At 44.6% G+C, this 17,876-nt stretch carries 17 protein-coding genes; 5 read left to right on the forward strand and 12 right to left on the reverse strand.

Going from position 1 to position 17,876, the window contains the following annotated elements:
* Nucleotides 1-8 precede the first annotated feature (8 nt).
* From SWP_RS22275 to SWP_RS22295, 5 genes are all read right to left on the reverse strand, one after another.
* Nucleotides 9-206: a twin-arginine translocation signal domain-containing protein gene (locus SWP_RS22275; protein WP_020914973.1), complete on the reverse strand. Its 198-nt coding sequence runs from the start codon at nt 204-206 to the stop codon at nt 9-11.
* A gap of 152 nt (nt 207-358) precedes the next feature.
* Nucleotides 359-1,024, reverse strand: coding sequence for a TorD/DmsD family molecular chaperone (locus SWP_RS22280; protein ID WP_020914974.1), 666 nt, complete (start codon nt 1,022-1,024; stop codon nt 359-361).
* Between the two features lie 10 nt (nt 1,025-1,034).
* A complete protein-coding gene (locus SWP_RS22285) occupies nt 1,035-2,714 on the reverse strand; it encodes a 4Fe-4S binding protein (protein WP_020914975.1) in 1,680 nt (559 codons plus the stop codon).
* Nucleotides 2,715-2,857: 143 nt separating this feature from the next.
* Nucleotides 2,858-3,478, reverse strand: coding sequence for a DUF3306 domain-containing protein (locus SWP_RS22290; protein ID WP_020914976.1), 621 nt, complete (start codon nt 3,476-3,478; stop codon nt 2,858-2,860).
* Nucleotides 3,475-3,945 carry a DUF3305 domain-containing protein gene (locus SWP_RS22295; protein ID WP_020914977.1) on the reverse strand — a complete coding sequence of 157 codons (471 nt, stop codon included), beginning with the start codon at nt 3,943-3,945 and terminating at the stop codon, nt 3,475-3,477. Before SWP_RS22295 ends, SWP_RS22290 begins: the two co-directional genes overlap by 4 nt.
* A 294-nt stretch (nt 3,946-4,239) precedes the next feature.
* Here SWP_RS22295 and SWP_RS22300 point away from each other — a divergent pair, with 294 nt between their 5' ends.
* Entirely contained in the window at nt 4,240-5,067 is an 828-nt protein-coding gene (locus SWP_RS22300; protein ID WP_228371094.1) for a formate dehydrogenase accessory sulfurtransferase FdhD, read from the forward strand.
* Between the two features lie 47 nt (nt 5,068-5,114).
* Entirely contained in the window at nt 5,115-6,023 is a 909-nt protein-coding gene (locus tag SWP_RS22305; protein ID WP_020914980.1) for a helix-turn-helix transcriptional regulator, read from the forward strand.
* A 25-nt stretch (nt 6,024-6,048) separates the two neighbouring features.
* On the opposite strand, the gene SWP_RS22310 is transcribed toward SWP_RS22305, so the two are convergent.
* The 3 genes from SWP_RS22310 to SWP_RS22320 form a co-directional block, all read right to left on the reverse strand.
* Entirely contained in the window at nt 6,049-6,420 is a 372-nt protein-coding gene (locus SWP_RS22310; protein ID WP_048908481.1) for a nuclear transport factor 2 family protein, read from the reverse strand.
* Nucleotides 6,421-6,541: 121 nt separating this feature from the next.
* Nucleotides 6,542-7,585, reverse strand: coding sequence for a 23S rRNA (adenine(1618)-N(6))-methyltransferase RlmF (gene rlmF / locus SWP_RS22315; protein WP_044556193.1), 1,044 nt, complete (start codon nt 7,583-7,585; stop codon nt 6,542-6,544).
* 38 nt (nt 7,586-7,623) lie between these two features.
* A complete protein-coding gene (locus tag SWP_RS22320; RefSeq protein ID WP_020914984.1) occupies nt 7,624-8,025 on the reverse strand; it encodes a flagellar basal body-associated protein FliL in 402 nt (133 codons plus the stop codon).
* A 151-nt stretch (nt 8,026-8,176) separates the two neighbouring features.
* Between SWP_RS22320 and SWP_RS22325 the strand changes: the two genes are divergently transcribed.
* Entirely contained in the window at nt 8,177-8,746 is a 570-nt protein-coding gene (locus tag SWP_RS22325; RefSeq protein ID WP_044556194.1) for a chorismate--pyruvate lyase family protein, read from the forward strand.
* Between the two features lie 55 nt (nt 8,747-8,801).
* Here SWP_RS22325 and SWP_RS22330 read toward each other — a convergent pair whose 3' ends face one another.
* The 3 genes from SWP_RS22330 to SWP_RS22340 all read right to left on the reverse strand — a co-directional run bounded on the left by SWP_RS22330 (nt 8,802) and on the right by SWP_RS22340 (nt 14,803).
* Nucleotides 8,802-11,609, reverse strand: a complete 2,808-nt coding sequence (locus SWP_RS22330) for an immune inhibitor A domain-containing protein (RefSeq protein WP_020914986.1) — start codon at nt 11,607-11,609, stop codon at nt 8,802-8,804.
* A gap of 283 nt (nt 11,610-11,892) precedes the next feature.
* Nucleotides 11,893-14,076 carry an MGH1-like glycoside hydrolase domain-containing protein gene (locus SWP_RS22335; protein WP_020914987.1) on the reverse strand — a complete coding sequence of 728 codons (2,184 nt, stop codon included), beginning with the start codon at nt 14,074-14,076 and terminating at the stop codon, nt 11,893-11,895.
* Nucleotides 14,077-14,212: 136 nt separating this feature from the next.
* Nucleotides 14,213-14,803 (reverse strand): YhgN family NAAT transporter, encoded by a 591-nt coding sequence (locus SWP_RS22340; RefSeq protein ID WP_020914988.1) that lies wholly within the window; start codon nt 14,801-14,803, stop codon nt 14,213-14,215.
* Between the two features lie 230 nt (nt 14,804-15,033).
* On the opposite strand from SWP_RS22340, the gene SWP_RS22345 reads away from it, so the two are divergent.
* Nucleotides 15,034-16,578 (forward strand): hypothetical protein, encoded by a 1,545-nt coding sequence (locus SWP_RS22345; RefSeq protein ID WP_020914989.1) that lies wholly within the window; start codon nt 15,034-15,036, stop codon nt 16,576-16,578.
* A gap of 81 nt (nt 16,579-16,659) precedes the next feature.
* On the forward strand, nt 16,660-17,442 hold the full coding sequence (locus SWP_RS22350; RefSeq protein ID WP_020914990.1) for an NRDE family protein: 783 nt from the start codon (nt 16,660-16,662) through the stop codon (nt 17,440-17,442).
* Here SWP_RS22350 and SWP_RS22355 read toward each other — a convergent pair.
* The gene (locus SWP_RS22355; RefSeq protein WP_020914991.1) at nt 17,439-17,861 is read right to left on the reverse strand and encodes a YybH family protein; all 423 of its coding nucleotides are present in this window, start codon (nt 17,859-17,861) and stop codon (nt 17,439-17,441) included. The genes SWP_RS22350 and SWP_RS22355 overlap by 4 nt on opposite strands.
* Between the last annotated feature and the right edge of the window lie 15 nt (nt 17,862-17,876).

Raw genomic sequence — 17,876 nt, forward strand, 5'->3', positions numbered from 1 at the left:
CGTTGCGCTTATTTAGTGCGTAACGAGGCGTAATAACTACGAACATGATCGGACTCTTGGTAGCCATCGCCTTTAGCAGCGGGGGCAACTTCAGGTGTCGCAGCCATCGCTTGACCACTAGCTGTCGCCACAACGCCTGCGGCGCTGCCAATAGCCAATGCTTTTAGCAACTGACGACGACCCATATCGGAAGCTTGCTTCTTCATAGTGTCTCCTTTGGATTACAGATATTGAGATGATTGGTTTAAGTCACTAAACGCATCACTCGATTAAGTTAGGGAAAACGCCCTATTTTTTGTCTACACCTGCCAAACAAATTGCTTAACAGGTGTAAATACTGCCTACACTAGCAAGCTAATTAAGAAGCTAGCTCGTTAGTGCTTGGTTCAATCTTTTCCGCTTCGCTGCCTGGGCAGTTAACAGGAATATTTAAACTTAACTGTTCAAACTCATTGGCTTCGATAACAAAAAATGCTTTAGCAAGTTCCGCTACCGTGGCATAAAACGCCGCACTTGGCGTTTTCGCTAATGAATCGCAAAAACGTGCAATCCAGCTGCCCATGTGACGTTGATAGAAAGCTAGCTGGCGGTATCCAGGTGCTTCTAAAATCAAAGTGCCCATTACTTCACATAAAGCAGCCACATGATCTTCTGGCTCTTTCACTTCCTCTTCACGCTCGAAACCAAGCTGCATAAGGTCGTTACGTAATAAGGCTAATGGTTTATCCATCAATGAACCTGTCATAAACCAGCTACCGTAAGGCAGGATTTCACCGCTACCCACGCCGAGGAAGATATTAAAATACTCATCCTCTAGCTGCTCGCTAGTAAATTGCTCTGCTGCCAACTTGAGTCCAACCCAAGCTTTAGTCATGTCGCTATCATCGTTAGCGTCAATATCTAAGCCTGCTAAGAACTGCAATAACTCTGTGCTTGGCTGGCGACGTAATAGTGCGGCTAGTAACTGATAGATATCGGCTCTTAGCTGGTCATTTTCTGAAACTTCTCTTACTAATTCGGTCATGGCTAAACTCTTATCGCAGTTGCTTTTCAGGATCTTGAAGAATGTCTTCAAACATGTCTTTTACACGACAGTCGCCACACATTTTCAATCGCTCTGTGTTGGCACTGAAGGCACTGTGGGTTCCTACCACTTCTAACATCCGTTTGACCATGGATTGCGTTGCGAACGGTGTGCCGCAAGTAATACATTCAAACGGGGCTTCCTCATGTAAGGTCTGACGTGCTTGGCGCGAGGCTTTATCGAAGTTAACCTGCGGCGTTAAACTAATAACTTTTTCCGGGCAGCCCGCGTCACATAAACCGCATTGCACACAGTCTTGTTCAACAAAGTGTAGTGCAGGTAGGTCACCACCGTCAGTTAACGCACCAGTAGGGCAAGTTGCGACACAAGACATGCACAAGGTGCAGCTCTCGGTATTAACGCTAACTCGGCCATAAGGGATATTGCTTTGAGATAAGCAGGTATCGACAGATGCCGCCTGCTCATTTAGGTGATCAACCGCGGCATAAATTGTCTCGCGCTTAGTCGTCGCAGCAAATGCAGCAGGAACAATCACTGGCCAGCTAGCACTAGTGGTTAACAGCTCTGAAAGTTCGTCTGCACCGGCTTCGGTTAAGTGGTTTTCGGTGATTAAACTTATACGACGTGGCTGACCCATCTCATCAAGAATGTCATTGGCTAACGCTAGTTCACCATTGAGCATCTGGGTTAGTGTTGGCGCAGTGGCGTCTGTATTAAGGATTAAGATCTGGCGTGCGCCCCATGCCAGTGACGACATCCAGTGATCAATGCTAGCAACGGTAATCTCTTCCATCTTTACAGGAATGATTTCGCCCGCAAGTTGGTCAGTGACTAACTCAGCCCCTTTTCCAATGTCATGAAACAACACCACTGGTGCCACTTGCGCCTGTGAGCGGAAGCGTGTCACCAATTTATTGAGGTAAGTGTGCATTGACTGTGGTGTCGGCAAGTCATAACTAATTGCACCCGTTGGGCAGGCATTAGTACAACTCCCCGCACCATGGCAAAGGTAAGGATCGATTTCGATTTTCTTCTCAACACTGGCGATTGCATCTGCGGGGCAGAAATTCAAACAGCGATTACAGCCTTCGTTGCCATTGCGACTGTGAGCACAGATCTCACTATTGACCTTCACATAACGCGGCTTATCGAACTCACCGATAAGATCAGGTAACTGTTCCAGTGCTTCAGCTAGTTTGGCTTCATCTTGGCCGACATAAAAATAGCCTGGCGGTAGCATCTCTAGGTTAATGCATGGGCTCATGCTGAGATCAAGAATGAGATCGAAATGGGCTTTACGAATCGCCACAACACTTAGGTCAGCGTTCCCCTCTTCGTGCTCGACTTTAACTTGAAACTGACCAAGAAAGCCTTTTATCTCTATAAGCTTGTTATAGTAACTTTCAACATCTTCAGCGGCATTCATAACCCGCTCAAGATGCGCTTCATCTTGGCTAGTAATAGCTTCATTAGCTAAAATGGCACACTTGCCCATATGGGACAATTTGTCAGCTGCTAAACGTGCCAAATCTTCCGGCCCGATAACGAGCACATTGCCCTCGGTGGTATAACTTACGGTCGGTGGGATTAGGTTTTGAATAACCTGTGTCCCAGCAAGGACCTGCTGTCGAACCTCTTTGAGTCCAACTTGTGTTTCACGATTGCTCACATTGCGTTCCTGAACAGTTCTTTGGCTGTTTCTGTACGTATAGTCGCTGTTTATTTGTTGCGCTTATCAATCACGCCAGCTTTACCCTAGATACAGCAATTCACATACCAAATTTGTGGAATTAAAAACACTCTATAGTGACGTTAAACAACTTTCTTATTAGTAACGTCTTGGTGTTCTGGTTCATTTTGGGACAGGTGCTCATCTTCACCGTCCAAAATGTCCGATACCGATTCGGTATCGCTAACAACTTCAGCTTGAACAGCTTCTTCGGTACTGGTCATCTCATCTGACTCGAGTGCCAAAGCCTCTTCGTTCTCCTCCTCATCGTCTTTATCTTTAACAACATGGCGGAATACTTTCTTGGCTAATTCAGCCGATACATCGGCAGATAACTTAGGTTGATTGCTATAATCGAGAGCATACTCAAGCAACCCATCAATTTCGCTGTAATGTGGTTGCTTCCACAGCGCCTTTAATGCAGCAGACTTAGCGGCTGGATCGACATTGGCGCCCATGAAGCTAGCAAAGCTACCACCGACTTCAATTTTTTCGGGGTCAGGGAGATCTTCTGCCGTAAGCAGTTTATCTTCATTAGATTCGACCGTATCAACACTAGTGCCATCAGCTTCTACCGTAGCAGTATCAATAACCTCTTCGGTTTCAACCTGTACTTCAGTAGCATCTAGCGCTTCGAAATCGGCTTCAGCTTCCTGCTCTACTTTTTGTCGGCGCAGGTTCCAGCGCGACAACAAGCCACTCATGAGTTACCTGCTAAATGGTTGGTGCTTGGGCCTTCATTCTTTCGGCGATTAACATGCTTTTGACGACGATGGGCTCTAATTTCAACTTCACCATGGCGAGTAATAAACGCTTCAATCCAGCAAGCAATAGCTTGTGGCATAGGGATATTGAGTACTGGGGTATCGCCCTCTAGACAGCCAGCTGCAACGTTTTGATCTGCTGAGATAGCGGCGGGGATCCAGTCCCCCTCGAGGTTTTCGTCACAAACGATGTATAACATGGCGTTATCCATATCAATATTGATACGGTAACTGCCGCGCTCGTCTTTATGCAGCTCAAGCAAGACGAGTCTTGCACCTTCTGGTGCGGCGTGGGTGGCAGGAAGCATTTGATCGACTTCCCACTGTACTGAGGTCCATCTTCCGACTTGCTTCTCAATTTTTTTTAGAGAAACGTACATTGGCCATTGGCTTTCGGTATGTTGCATTCAGTCTCCGTCTTGCCTGAGATGGCTGCCTAAATGACAGTCCAACTAAATAGATACTCCTCTAACAAAGCAATATGTGTGCCATGCAATAACAATAAAATAATTTGAACTAGATCAACTATTCCCACCAAAGACTAGGACATTTTGTCTAAAACGCAATCTGCAATAGGACATAAAAGGGCGACTCTAACTCGATAAGTGTGATCTGCAGCTAACTTATCCTCCTCTAAAATTAGGTACAGATATTGCTTACCAATAAAGGTAATTGAAATCTCATAACTGATGACGGGTCTTATGACAGCAAACAAGAGCAACCCAACTTTAATCAAAACTGACACCGAAGTTCCGCTTACTATTGCGGTCAAAGCCGTCAACGAAAAGGGTGAACAGGTCGATAAATTTATTGCTTGTGAACGCCCACTTACGGTTTATTTGAATTGGCGCCCAATAGTAACCTTAATGACTTTAGGAGCCAGAGCGGAAGCTTTGTCTTTGGGTTACCTTAAAAATCAGGGCTTTATCTCTGACTTAAGTCAACTCGAATCTGTCATTGTCGATTGGGATGTAAACTCCGCAGCTATCCTCACTAGTGAAAAAACCGATGACTTAGATGAAAAGCTCTCCGAAAAGACAGTCACTTCAGGCTGTGGTCAAGGCACTGTATATGGTGGTTTTATGGCGGGTCTCGATGAGATAAACCTGCCAACACCACAAATAAAGCAAAGCATGATCTATAGCCTGCTTAAGAATATCAGTGCCTATAACGAAACCTACAAAAATGCAGGTGCGGTGCATGGTTGCGGTTTATGCCAAGGTGACCAAATAAAAGGGTTTGTAGAAGATGTTGGTCGCCATAATGCCGTTGATACATTGGCAGGTGAGATGTGGTTAAAGCAAGACATTGGTCATAACAAGCTGTTTTACACAACTGGGCGGCTAACTTCAGAGATGGTGATTAAAGTTGCCAAGATGGGCATTCCAGTGCTGCTTTCCCGAAGTGGAGCCACCCAAATGGGGCTTGAACTCGCACAGAAGCTTGGGATCACGATGATCGCCCGAGCCAAAGGCCGTCACTTCTTGGTTTATAACGGCGCAGAAAACATTGAATTTGATGCAATTTAATCACTCACATCAACAAGCAACAACGGTTTTCGCCACAAGGAATCACAATGACTGAGCCTACAGAGCTTATCTACATGAGTGCCAGACAGGTCTCTGAATATTTAGATTTAAATGAGAAAAAAGTCTATTCCATGGCGAATGATCGCATTTTACCCGCGACGAAAATCACCGGAAAATGGCTGTTCCCTAAAATATTAATTGACCGTTGGGTCATGGATTCTTGCCATAGCGGTATGCTCTCAGATCGAATGCACATAACCGGCAGCGATGATCCTCTGCTATCCATGTTAGTTGCTCGCATGATGTCGCAAGTCGGTAAGAGTGAATTGATTAGCTACAGCTCTACTGGCTCACGCTTAGGATTAGATCTGCTTTCTCGCGGCTATGCCGATGTGTGTACTCTCCACTGGGGCAGTGTTGAAGAGCGCGGCGTGCGCCATCCAGCATTACTGCAAGGCTATGCAAACCATCAGCAATGGGTGATGGTGCATGGCTATACCCGTAAACAAGGATTGATGATGCGCTCGGATATGCATCATCGCTGCCAGGAGTTGGACAAAATATCCCAACAGTCTTGGCGCTGGGTTGCAAGACAAGCAGGTGCAGGTAGTCAGCAACATTTAGAACAATGGCTAATGAAGCAAGGGGCTACATTTGAGCAGCTAAACTCAAGCTTAGTTGCTCAAAGTGAGCGGGAATTAGCAGGTTATATCGCCCGTAATGACGCTGATATTGGCTTTGGTTGCCAGTCCGTTGCACTTGAAAGTGGTTTGAGCTTTGTGCCGTTAGTGACAGAATCTTTTGACTTCGTAATGCCACAAGGGATCTACTTTAGACGTCAGTTGCAACGGTTATTCAACTTACTAGCCGAACCCCAATCACAGCAATTAGCAGCGACATTAGGTGGCTACGATTTAACGGACTGTGGAAAAATTATTTGGAATGGACAAGCATAAGCCTATGTAAAGGTGGGACAAAGCATCAAAATGGTCTACAAGGCGTGCCTTGGTGAAACACCATTTGCCACGCCTCCTTATGTTTACGCCAAATTGAACTCCGTATAGAAAAGCTGGTGATGTTCTCATCCGCTTTTTTAAGCTTTGCACGATAAAAAATCTGACAAACCCCTTCCGTGAGTTCTCTCACTTCAAAATGGCTAGTTTCAATATGCGGCGCACGTTCATCTGGTAAGCGTGAAAGCACTTCACTTTTACCAAAACTGCAGCCGCTAGCAGCAAACTCCATAAAATCATCACTAATTAAGCGCGCTAACTCCGCCTGAGATGCTCTCACCTCAGGTTTTTGCAGGTATAACTCCAACTCTATTAGTAAGTTTTCCAGTCTGAAGTTCACAACTAAGTCCAATTAACTCAATCACATTGGTATGAGTCTAGGCCAAGTTCTGAATAAATTGAAATGCTAATGCCAGTTATTTCAGTCTTTAATTGCTGTTAACCATAAGCAGCCGACTCAACTAAAATAGCTCACGATACTGCAGCCATAACTGCTGCTGCTCTTGTGTTAAAAAAGTCCACGCCAAAATACGGGTAATTTTGCTGCCTTGATGCATCTCAATCACCTTCACTTGATGGGCGTTGACTTTCTGAAGTAAAGCTTGAGCAGGTTTCAAATTTTCTTTTTTAGAGATTAAACTCGTGAACCAAAAACACTGGCTAGCATAGCTTCGGCTTTCGCTGATCATGTTGCTGAGAAACTGCCTTTCGCCGCCTTCACACCAAAGCTCGGCTTTCTGTCCACCAAAATTGAGTACTGCAGTCTCTATATTTGCCGTTTTCTTGGTTGCTTTGCTTCCCGATTTAGCAGCACGATTAGCCGCCAAATTAGTTAACTTTCGTGCCGTGCCAGCACTGGCTTCAGCAAGAGACGCATGAAAGGGGGGATTACATAAAGTAACATCGAAACGATCGTCTTTGTTGATAATCCCGTTGAATACATGCTGCGTATTACCTTGTAATCGGCAACTAAATTTACCACTTATCCCTGGGTTTTTAGCAAAGATCTGCTGCGCATTTTCAAGTGAGGCTGGGTCAACATCACTACCGACAAACTGCCAGCCGTAAGATTGGACTCCAAGCAGCGGGTAGATGACATTTGCGCCTGTGCCTATATCTAATACAGTAATTTTGTCGCCTTTGGGGATCTTATTTTTAGATGACTTTTTTACCGCAAGTAGATCTGCAATATGATGAATATAGTCAGCACGCCCCGGGATCGGTGGGCATAAAAACCCTTCAGGTATATCCCAGTTATCCACCCCGTAATGGTGCTTGAGCAACGCAGCATTAAGCGCTTTTACTGCTTTAGGAGAGGCGAAATCTATCGACAAATTACCAAAATCGTTACGGCTAACAAACGGTTTAAGCTCATTAAAACTGCTAATAAGCGCTTCAAAATCATAACCTGCATTGTGAAGGTTACGCGGGTGCATCCCCTTATTGAGTTTTGGGGTCGCTTTTGTTGAAGCGATTGGAGTCAGCTTGCTATCTGTTTTATTCATGTTTACTCAGCGCCGTACAGTTAAGCTGGACAGCGAAATTAATCGTAAAGATACTTGGTAAACAGCAGGTTCACTACCAATTCTTTACCGGTTTCTTGCTCTAAAAGGCGATTGACCATTTTGTAGCATTCACGCCTAATCTCCTCTTTGCCTGTTAGTGATTTCACCTTGTCTTCGGTTTGATTGCCTAAGATCTCCACGATTGCAGCACGCAGCAAAGGATCATGCCTTTCTAAGCTAACCAAGTCTTCTGGCTTTTTAACCATTAGCTCGACACTGATCCTGACATAACCAAGCTTGTTTCGGTTCGATATATAGTTAGTAACGATTTCAGGCTCGAATCCGTAATAGGCGTACTCCTCTAGCGGCTTGTCGTCTGCTGCAAATAGGCTAAAGCTGCTACTCAAGCCTAAGAGTAGTATCGCAATAAATATTCTCATTTGGAAAATGACTCCGTCGTCAATATAAGATGAGATAGCTTCTCAATCAGTTTTCTTTTCAAGTAGTCCCATCAGTTCAACCAGCAACGGCTATCTGAGTCGGCATTGACATGCTAGACTGCTTCGGTTCTAGCATTGTACCGAGAATTAGATGACTGTGACTAGGTTAAGCTTTCCTTATGGTGAATCAATTAAGTGGATTTCACCAGACAAAATGACCAACTTGCCCTCACCACCTTTTAAAGACTGGCTATTAAGCAGCAGCAGCTTAACTAAAAAACTGAAAACACAATGCCAAGTGTTTGAAGTGAAAGTGCTTGGTGAAGATACATTATCACCGCTGACTGATGAGTACCCAACTCAGCAACAAGTCTGGATTAGGGAAGTATTACTGATACTTGATGGCATTCCTTGGATTTTTGCTAGAACGCTTATTCCCGGGCGCTTACTTGAAAAAAAACAGCAAGAATTTTTGGGGTTGGGTGTCAGACCATTAGGCGAATTACTCTATTCAAAGGATGAGTTTACTCCAGGAAAAATTGAAGTCGCACATTTTGAAGCTTGTAGCAAAATAGCGAAACTCGCAGAATCTTTAGATCAAGATGTCAGCAGTGAACTTTGGGGACGTCGACGTTACTTCGATCATGCTCAGGAGCAGCTTATTGTCAGTGAGATATTCCTACCCGCAGCTCAGCAAGCCATAACTGCTCTTGGTAAATAGCCACATCCTATATTGGGCAGCCACTATCACTAACAATAGTGGCTGCCCTTACTTTTTATCTTTGCTGACGCCGATAACCGGCAAACACGCATAAAAGCAATAATGACAATACTCCTAAACTCCCCCCACCAGAGCCTGAACTGCTCTTTTGGGTGCTTGTCTCTGCAGCAGCAACATTTATCACTGCAGTCATAACACTGCTTTGACCTTGGTCATCTGTCACTGTGAGCGTCACAGTATAACTTCCAGCAGTGTAAGTATGTGAAGGAGATACACCAGTGCTTGTTGCTCCATCGCCAAATTGCCATAGATAACTGAGTTCACCACTTCCACCTGACGATGTATTGTTAAATGTTACCGATAAACCACTCGCAGTAAATGTAAATCCAGCATCAAGTACTGCATGCACAATAACTGTAGTGCTATTGGTGAATTCAGTACCATTACCATCGGTAACAGTTAGAGTCACTAAATAGCTACCCGCATTGGCATATGTATAGCTGGGCGCAGCTAAAGTACTAGTAGCATTATTTACACCAAAATCCCACGCGTATTGATAATTCCCATCCCCGCCACTGACATTGGCAGTAAAGCTAACCTGGCCTCCTTGCTGATTTTGAGAAATAGTTGCGCTAAGCTCTCCTGGTGCAACTGCATTGCCTGTATAGGTAAATTTCACCATTGCAGTGCTGCTATCTTCAGCTTGTGCCATCACTTCCATTGAAATACCAAGCTCTGTCAGTACCATTCCTGATTCAGGCTGCAACGGTGCCGAATAATCATTAGAATCTTCAAACAGCTTATGGCCTGACAAATGTTCATCTTCTATCGTTCCTGTGCTGTAAAAAGACTGATTAAACAAGCTAAATGCAGCATCGCGAACTTGCACTTCAGTATCTAAATTACCAATTAAGTTTTGGTCCGCATCCACCACACCAATTAAGCTGTAGCCTGCATGTTTGCTAACTTCGTTGCTGTTGTAATCTTCATTCTCAAACCATAGTAATACACCAGGGTCATAGCGCTGGCTAATTAGGCCCTTGTCCACCCCTTGTTGGCTACGTAGCTGCACGATGTAACGGCGATCTTTACCTGGACGAGTATCAGTGACACGTAAAAAACCCGCAAATACAGTGTCAGTAGTATTTTCAGCACCATTAAATAGCACCTGAGTCTGTGCTTGGTTAATGGTAATATCGTCAATAACAATACCGTAATCACCAACAGCCTGATCGGTCACGTAGTTGATCGATAGCTGCACGGTGCGGCCGGCATATGGGCTCAGGTCATATTCTAGCTCAACCCAACTCTCACTCCCTTCTGCCGCCGCGAGTTCGCTCGATTTCCCCGTGATAATATTGCGAGCGGAGTTTTGCGAATTACTTGCTTTGGTGTAATTTCCTGCCAGAGCAGTGCCGTCAACCATCACCTGTGCATAGTCATAATCAAGCTCAATATTCCAATGCGCTTTCATCAGTAATGTTAATGGTGTTACTGCTGGTAACTCGACATCAAATGACATTGCATGATTTATCATGTCCCCCTGATCTGAGTAGAACTGATAGTCGCCGCGGTAAGGCGGTGTGAATGCTAGAGGCATAGCTGGAACAGCCATTGAGATCTGGTTGACCTGCTGATGATTAACCGCTTCAACTAACGCCACATCCAATCCGCTTGAATCTAGCGCACTGAGCTGTAGTTTTTGTTCTGAAACCCAATTACCTTGATACCGCTCTTGCAAATACGAACGCGCATAGGGGCTAAACCCTGTAGGCTCAGTACCTCTTATCGCACCGCCCCAGCTACCAGAAGCCATCACAGACCATAAGCCCACAGGAGAGCCTTTGCCTTCACCACTAATATCGTATTCGTCTGGCAAGCCCAGATCATGTCCAAACTCATGTACGCATACACCCAATGCCGCATCTATGGGTTGAATAGTGTAGCTACTCAGCATCATGCTGCTACCAGGGATGGTATAAGGGTTAATAGATGAACGGTGGGACCAAATAGCATCGGCACCTAGCATGCCACCACCTGTTTCCTCACCGATACTGGAATGGAAAATCATCACATGATCGATTGCGCCATCTGGCTCATCAAAGTTGCCGTTGCCATTAATATCATAGGGATCTTCAATATCGTAAGTTGCCAATTCGCTACTACTCATCTGCGCAACGGCTGCAGTTATAGCCTCTTTAACTAAATCAAGCGCGCCGATATCATTATCAGTACTGTCATTACCGCCGTATGTCGCAGCGTTATTCGCGGCGCGATACCAGCCTTTTACATCGCCTGTAAAAAAGAAACTCCCACCTGATTCTGCCTGATAGTATTCATAGCCTGTCATCAATGTTTGCCCAGTTGGTCCAGCGTAACCGCTAGTCGAGAACAACAAATTTTTGTAATGCTCCGGGGGATAAGAGCTGTAATACATTGAGGTATCACTGCTGCTTAAACCGTTATCATTATGAGGAAGATCGGGGAAATCTACGAGTACTGCTAATACTTTAACCGTCTTATTAGTAATCGATTGCGCTTGTGGTGCGGCAAAGCTGACCAATTTATTAGTCTTTTTACCTTTTTTAGCGCGGGAAGCTTCAAACCTTGCTTCTTGAAGAGATATTCTTTTAGGCCCCTTAGAACGGGCAATAAAAGCTTCAACAGCCTGTTCTTTTTCAGCTTGCGATGCATTTGAAGCAACTTCGCCACGTTTGATCAACCAATAGAGCACTCGCTCTTTATCAACGATATTGGCATCTGCCGTTATGCTATTCAATGGTGCAGCTAAGGCGATATTCATGACAAAAAAACTACTAACAAGAAAGCTAATAATGACACTGTTCCGGACTAAAACTTTCATGCTACCTACTCCATCTGTTGCTATTTCCAACTGCCTGTAAAGCTCAATAAAGATAAAATTTAACTTTCTATCAATAATCAGACCGCATTGTTGCGAAATAGTTTTCAACTTTATTTATCTATTTATCCCGATAACATGCTAGAAAAGGGCTGCAGTATAGAATTGCCGCCCAAATCAAAGCTGAAAATAGTTAATGACTTGCTATACGCTTGATCTGCGCAAACAGATTATCTTTAGTAAGAGATAAGCCGCAATTACGACAGTTAACCTAGCGGCAATCACCTTATAATGAGCTATCAACTCGATACTCTTCAGATTGCTTTAACCAAGTGTCGTAGATCAAAAGCAGTACCGACGCAGACCAACTAAAGTTAGTGCAATGTAAGCCTTTCCCCGTAAGTGGATGATAGTTTTCTCTAATAGCGCTTTGACCAATGATACCCTCTCCCTCAATCACTAGTTGCAATGCTAATGATTGTGCCTGTTCATGATAGCCATAGCGTGCAATACCTTGTAAACCAAATAATGCTTGGTCTAGCCATACCGGACCTCGCCAGTATTGCGCAGCGGCAAAACTGGGGCTATCAACACTCACTGTTGGAAATGGAATTTTGCTGCCGAACTCATCTGCAGTTAGGTGTCGCTCAACCATGATTTTAGCTTGCGCTTTAGAGGCTACACCAGCCCATAAGGGCAACCATCCTTCGACACCTTTACCCTTGTCGATCATCAGCTCGCTGCCTGTCGCACTATAACGGATATCATAGAAGAAGCCTGACTCAGGATCATACATCTGCATTTGGATCTGCTTAGCGAGGCGCTCAGCCTCAACATCCCACTTTTGGGCATCAGCATTAAGCTCAAGTACTTCAGCCATCTGTTGTAAAAAGCGCTTTTCTGCATACAGATATGCATTCAGGTCAACAGACTCTTGCGACACTGAGTACCCCACTAACTCTCCACCTTGGTAGTTTTGCCAAACCTGTAGACTAGCATCCGCATCAAATCTCGGCGCATTATCCATGCCAGACTCCCACGCAGCAGCCTCGATAATAGCTTCAACATTTAGCGAGCCGTCTTCACTAATGTGAGCGGGGTGAAGATTAGCACCATACTCAGCTAAACCATTGTCATTATTATCACGATTGCGATACCACCATTGATGGTAAGCAACCAATTTTGGGTACATAGTTTTAATGAATTCAATATCATTATCTTGTTGGAAGATCTGCCATACCGCCCAGGCAGCTAATGGAGGCTTGCCATTGCGTTCGTTCCAATTACCGCCTTCGCCACCTCGCTGTGAATCTTTATTATAGAAAATGGCATCCGGAAGGTTGCCAGCATCTTGAGGTCGCACTTCATCTTGTTCGGTAAATTGATAATCAAACATCGCCAGTACGTTCGATTTGGCCAGTTCTGGCTCAAATCTAGCGACTGCAACGGCTTGCTTCCAGGTGTCCCACGCCCATACGCCGTTAAACCACTTATAGGTGATTGAGGGAGTTATGCCATCATGCAGCAATGCACCAGCTGGACTGCGCCAATTATGTATGATGGTTTGCATGCTCTTAACTGCAAGTTGACGAGCGATTTTATCGCCACCATCAATAAGCTTATCCATTCTGCTCTGCCAACGACGCTTATTGTCCGCAAGCTGTTGTTCAATCAAGTTCCAATCTGGCTCACCATGAGCTTTTGCCTCTTGGGCAGTATGAAAGTAACGTTGTGCACTTTTAAATAGGTGAGATTTTTTGGCCGCTATAGTTACCGGTTCTGCGATAGCCAGGTATCCTGATTGAGCATTAATTCTTATCGACATGTCACGGTCAAACCACAATTGATACTGCGCATCAGCCAACTGCATACGCCAGGTTTGCATCACAGGCTTGAAATGCCAATTCACTTGATTATCAGTTGATTCAACCTCAGCTATAAGTGATTGCTGTGGCTGTTCTGGGTGGCTAGCAAAGGGCTGACCTCGCCAGACTAGCTGCCACTGTTGCTCGCGATTTGAAAGGTTGGTCAGCTCAGTCATCACTGTGGCGGTGCGATTGTCGCTATAACTGAGCCTTAAACTGACTTTTTTATCAGACCAAATATAGGTTTGCACTAACCCATCAGGCTGGCTGTGAATATCGACACTCGCCGCACTATCAAATGAAATAAACTCATCAGTGGTCACATTGATGAGTTGTAAGCGCTGCAGGCTATCACTAAGGTGCAAACTATACTCTTGAGCAATGAATAGAGGTCCGGTGAAGCTGCCGTAATATTCAGCATTGTTAGGTAGATGAAAGCCATGCCAAGCACCTTGATCAACATAGACAGAACCAATACTGAGATTTTTTTTATTATCTCTTTGCTCCATCGAAGTTGGCACACCTTGATAGGGCAGCAAATTTTGATAATCAGTAGAATCGATTGAAGTCAGACTAACAGCACAAAGAAACAGACAAGTAAGCATAATTATTGTTATTTTTGAATATTATATTCAGAGTATTACAGTCTAATAATTGTTCTGCAACATTTGTATCTTTGGTAAGCTTGATAGAAAGTGATTGAAATGGCCTATGACCGCATCAATCACTTAGGTTTAGCCGTTACAGTGCTTTCATATAACTTGCCACGCCGTCTAGGAACATCTGCACCGAGATCATCACCAGCACCATCCCCATTAAGCGCTCTACTGCAGTGAGCCCTTTCTCACCTAATACTTTAGTAAAGACTTTATAAAACAGTAAAATAATAGCGCTTAATCCCCATGCTGCAAGCAGAGCAACTGTCCAGTCCATCATACGACTACCGTCGGTATGAGCCAGTAAAATAAGCGCAGCAAGTACCGACGGCCCCGCCATTAATGGGATCGCCATGGGAACAATAAAAGGCTCTTCCCCAGCCGCTAGACCAACAACACCACCAGGTTGTGGGAAAATCATCCGTATCGCGATTAAAAACAGGATAATACCGCCTGCAATACTCACAGATTCAGAACGCAAATTGAGAAAATTTAGAATCGCTTCTCCTGCAAACAGAAACAACAGCATGATGACTAGGGCAAATAGCAGTTCGCGGATCAAAACCCGACGACGTTTTTTAGGTTCTATATGGCGTAATATGGAGGCAAATATCGGCAAGTTGCCTAATGGGTCCATGATTAGAAACAGCATAACGGCTGCAGAGAAAGTATCCATAGATTAAAGGACGCCTAGTTACTGAATTAGGAGAGTAGTCTATTATGTTTTACGACAAAGCTAACAAAAAGTTATAAAATATTTGCACTTGCTGCGGATCCACTCACAATTAACATGAATTTCTCATCGAGAATATATCAATGTAAATTCAACTTATCGCTCTGCCAATTAACCTTAACACTGGTATACTATGGCGCTTTTTCGCTCTCGCGGTTTGAAATGGAATCTCCATGCTGTATCTCTTAGCTAGCTGTATCGCACTACTATTAGGGCCCTTATTTTACCGATTTTTTTCATCGGGAACTGGGTTACAAAAAGGCCTAGACGGATTTATATTCGTTTCTTTGGGTGGATTAGTGCTGATCCATATTTTACCTGAGCTGCTCGAGCACGGTGGTTTTCTTGCAATTGTATTTGTGGTCATTGGGATCTGGGGCCCCACCCTAAGTGAGCGCTTATTTCATCGCTATTCAGAAGTTACCCACAATCTAACCCTTATTCTTGGCATTGGGGGCTTACTGCTACACACCATTACTGATGGTGGAGCAATGATTTTAGCCCAACAAGATGGAAACTCACCATTACTTGCACTAGGCATTATCTTGCACCGATTACCCGTCGGCGTCGCTATCTGGTGGTTATTGAAGCCACAAGTCGGCAGCCGCTGGGCTATGATCGTTTTAGCTGGAATGATGTTATTAACCGGAGTCGGTTATTTTGCTGGCGAGCAACTGCTTTCTCACTTAAGTCTTGAAAATACCGTTTATTTACAAGCCTTTGTTACTGGTTCAATCTTACATGTTGTATTGCATCAGCCCCATGGACAGCCCAATACTGATACGCAAGGTAAGTTTGAATATCAAGCAGGGATCGGCAGCTTACTCGGTATAGGTTTATTATTTTTACTGTTAATGATGGACTCTGGCGGCCATGATCATCACCACAGTCATAGCCATTCAACTGAACACCTATTAGATTGGATGCTGACCATTGCGCCAATCTTGTTGCTCAGCTATGCCGTTGCGAGCCTTCGATTTCACTTTGGTTTGTCGCCTAAAAATGAGTCGCTTGGCCAACGCTGGCTGCAGCGATTATTAGGTCCGGAAGCCATCATCATTACAGGCCTGTTGCTCGGACCTATTTTTGCAATGTTCCAAGCCGTTGCCGTGCTATTGATAGGCGCACTACTGACTATGAGTAAAGTAGAGCCAACCGACCCACATGACTCAGTGCCCAACTCAGCGATACGTTTTGGCTTTGCTCATCTCGTCGACCGTAGCGCGCCTTGGATTGTATTAAGCCTCATTTTAGCGAATCTAATTGGTCACCCTGCTGTGCCCTTATCTAGCCCTATCGTTCAAGTTGCAGTGTTGCTTTTAGTCTTTTTACCTATGCGCTTTTGCAACCTTGGCGCTGCCGTGCTTTCACTCTCACTAGCCTATAGCGGCTGGACAACAACAGCTGTAATGCTGCCTTTGATTGCAGCTCCCATTATCAATTTTGCGCAGTTAAAACTTATGAACTGGCCACAAAGAGCGGTACTTTTATTGCTGCTATTGGCACTCTTAGCTGTTATCGAGTGGATTCATCCCCAATGGCAAGCACTTGGGCACTTACCCAACCTGCTTAACACGGCAAGCCTTTGGGTTGTTGCCATTCTGTTTGCTGCCAGCCTACTGCGCCTAGGACCACGCAAGTTCATGAGCCGCTTAATGCTACACAAAGCCAAACCACATGCTCATAAACACTCTCATGATCATGGGCATCACCATTAAATTATAAATGGCTAATCGCTTAATAGCTTTTCCTACTAATGAGTATTAGTCTGTATTTATCACTTTATCTGAAGTTGGCTTATGTGCATTCTATTTGTCGCTTTAAAAGCACACGCTGAATATCCACTCATTATTTGCGCTAATCGAGATGAGTTTCATCACCGCCCTACCGAGGCAGCTCATTTTTGGCATGATAATGAGCAACTACTTGCAGGTAAAGATCTTGAAGCGGGCGGGACTTGGCTTGGTGTCAACCAACGAGGTGCAGTAGCGGGGCTCACCAATATTCGTGACCCCGAACTGATTCAGTCCGATATGAAAAGTCGCGGCGAACTAGTCATAAAAGCGCTATCTAGCAGCGAATTAGATGAAGCATGGTTGCAGCGATATAGCCCTTTCTATAATCCATTCAACTTGCTCTTTGGTGATGAACAAGCGCTTTACTGTTTCGACAGTCGACTAAAACGATACTCGCAATTAAGCCATGGATTTCATTCCATCAGCAATGGCGCCCTTGATGATATTTGGCCAAAGATGGCCCGAGGGAGTCAAGCCATCGAATCCCATATCACGACAAACAAAGACCCCAATATCGAAGACTTACTGGCAATCATGACTGATGGTACACAAGCCCCCGATGATGAGCTACCGCAGACAGGTGTTAGTTTAGAATGGGAGCGGCACTTATCTTCGATCTACATTCAGCACCATGAATATGGTACCCGCTCGACCACGATAATAATGAAAGATAAACACGGGAAAGTGCTCTTTTCAGAAGTGCGCTATGACGGTAAAGGCAGGAACCTCGGCCGTGATGACTTTACCATTCAACCTCAAAATATAACGACTGGGCATTTAACCTAATCGGAAGTATGGTCGTGGGTTATCACCCAACGATCATCTATCTTCTCCACTAACAAAGTGAACACGCCATTTGGATTGTCTTTAACACGCTCAAGAGACCATCGTCCAACCACTATTGCTGCGTAGTTGCTGAGCATCTTAGTCTCTTTAATTGTAAATGTAAGATGGCCTAAGGTCGCCTTGTCTGGGTAATGCTTTTTGTAGGCTGCCAGTGTTTCTTCCCAGCCATAACGGAACTTACCATTAGAGACAAAACGCATCTGCTCATTATTCCAATACCCTTGCATATAAGCATCAAGATCGCCGCGGTTCCACGCCGCTTCTTGCTGCTCCAATATACTTGCAATATCATCGGTCGGTACTGCATTTACACTGAATGCTACACATAACAGTAAAACGCTAATTCCTTTTTTAAACATGGCTCTCTCCACACT

Source organism: Shewanella piezotolerans WP3 (genome assembly GCF_000014885.1).
Lineage (GTDB): Bacteria > Pseudomonadota > Gammaproteobacteria > Enterobacterales > Shewanellaceae > Shewanella > Shewanella piezotolerans.

Bases quoted from the DNA above. Each gene is read 5' to 3' on its own strand.
- SWP_RS22275 (WP_020914973.1), bottom strand. From the start codon at position 206: ATGAAGAAGCAAGCTTCCGATATGGGTCGTCGTCAGTTGCTAAAAGCA.
- SWP_RS22280 (WP_020914974.1), bottom strand. From the start codon at position 1,024: ATGACCGAATTAGTAAGAGAAGTTTCAGAAAATGACCAGCTAAGAGCC.
- SWP_RS22290 (WP_020914976.1), bottom strand. From the start codon at position 3,478: ATGAGTGGCTTGTTGTCGCGCTGGAACCTGCGCCGACAAAAAGTAGAG.
- SWP_RS22295 (WP_020914977.1), bottom strand. From the start codon at position 3,945: ATGCAACATACCGAAAGCCAATGGCCAATGTACGTTTCTCTAAAAAAA.
- SWP_RS22300 (WP_228371094.1), top strand. From the start codon at position 4,240: ATGACAGCAAACAAGAGCAACCCAACTTTAATCAAAACTGACACCGAA.
- SWP_RS22305 (WP_020914980.1), top strand. From the start codon at position 5,115: ATGACTGAGCCTACAGAGCTTATCTACATGAGTGCCAGACAGGTCTCT.
- rlmF (WP_044556193.1), bottom strand. From the start codon at position 7,585: ATGAATAAAACAGATAGCAAGCTGACTCCAATCGCTTCAACAAAAGCG.
- SWP_RS22320 (WP_020914984.1), bottom strand. From the start codon at position 8,025: ATGAGAATATTTATTGCGATACTACTCTTAGGCTTGAGTAGCAGCTTT.
- SWP_RS22325 (WP_044556194.1), top strand. From the start codon at position 8,177: ATGACTGTGACTAGGTTAAGCTTTCCTTATGGTGAATCAATTAAGTGG.
- SWP_RS22330 (WP_020914986.1), bottom strand. From the start codon at position 11,609: ATGAAAGTTTTAGTCCGGAACAGTGTCATTATTAGCTTTCTTGTTAGT.
- SWP_RS22335 (WP_020914987.1), bottom strand. From the start codon at position 14,076: ATGCTTACTTGTCTGTTTCTTTGTGCTGTTAGTCTGACTTCAATCGAT.
- SWP_RS22340 (WP_020914988.1), bottom strand. From the start codon at position 14,803: ATGGATACTTTCTCTGCAGCCGTTATGCTGTTTCTAATCATGGACCCA.
- SWP_RS22345 (WP_020914989.1), top strand. From the start codon at position 15,034: ATGCTGTATCTCTTAGCTAGCTGTATCGCACTACTATTAGGGCCCTTA.
- SWP_RS22350 (WP_020914990.1), top strand. From the start codon at position 16,660: ATGTGCATTCTATTTGTCGCTTTAAAAGCACACGCTGAATATCCACTC.
- SWP_RS22355 (WP_020914991.1), bottom strand. From the start codon at position 17,861: ATGTTTAAAAAAGGAATTAGCGTTTTACTGTTATGTGTAGCATTCAGT.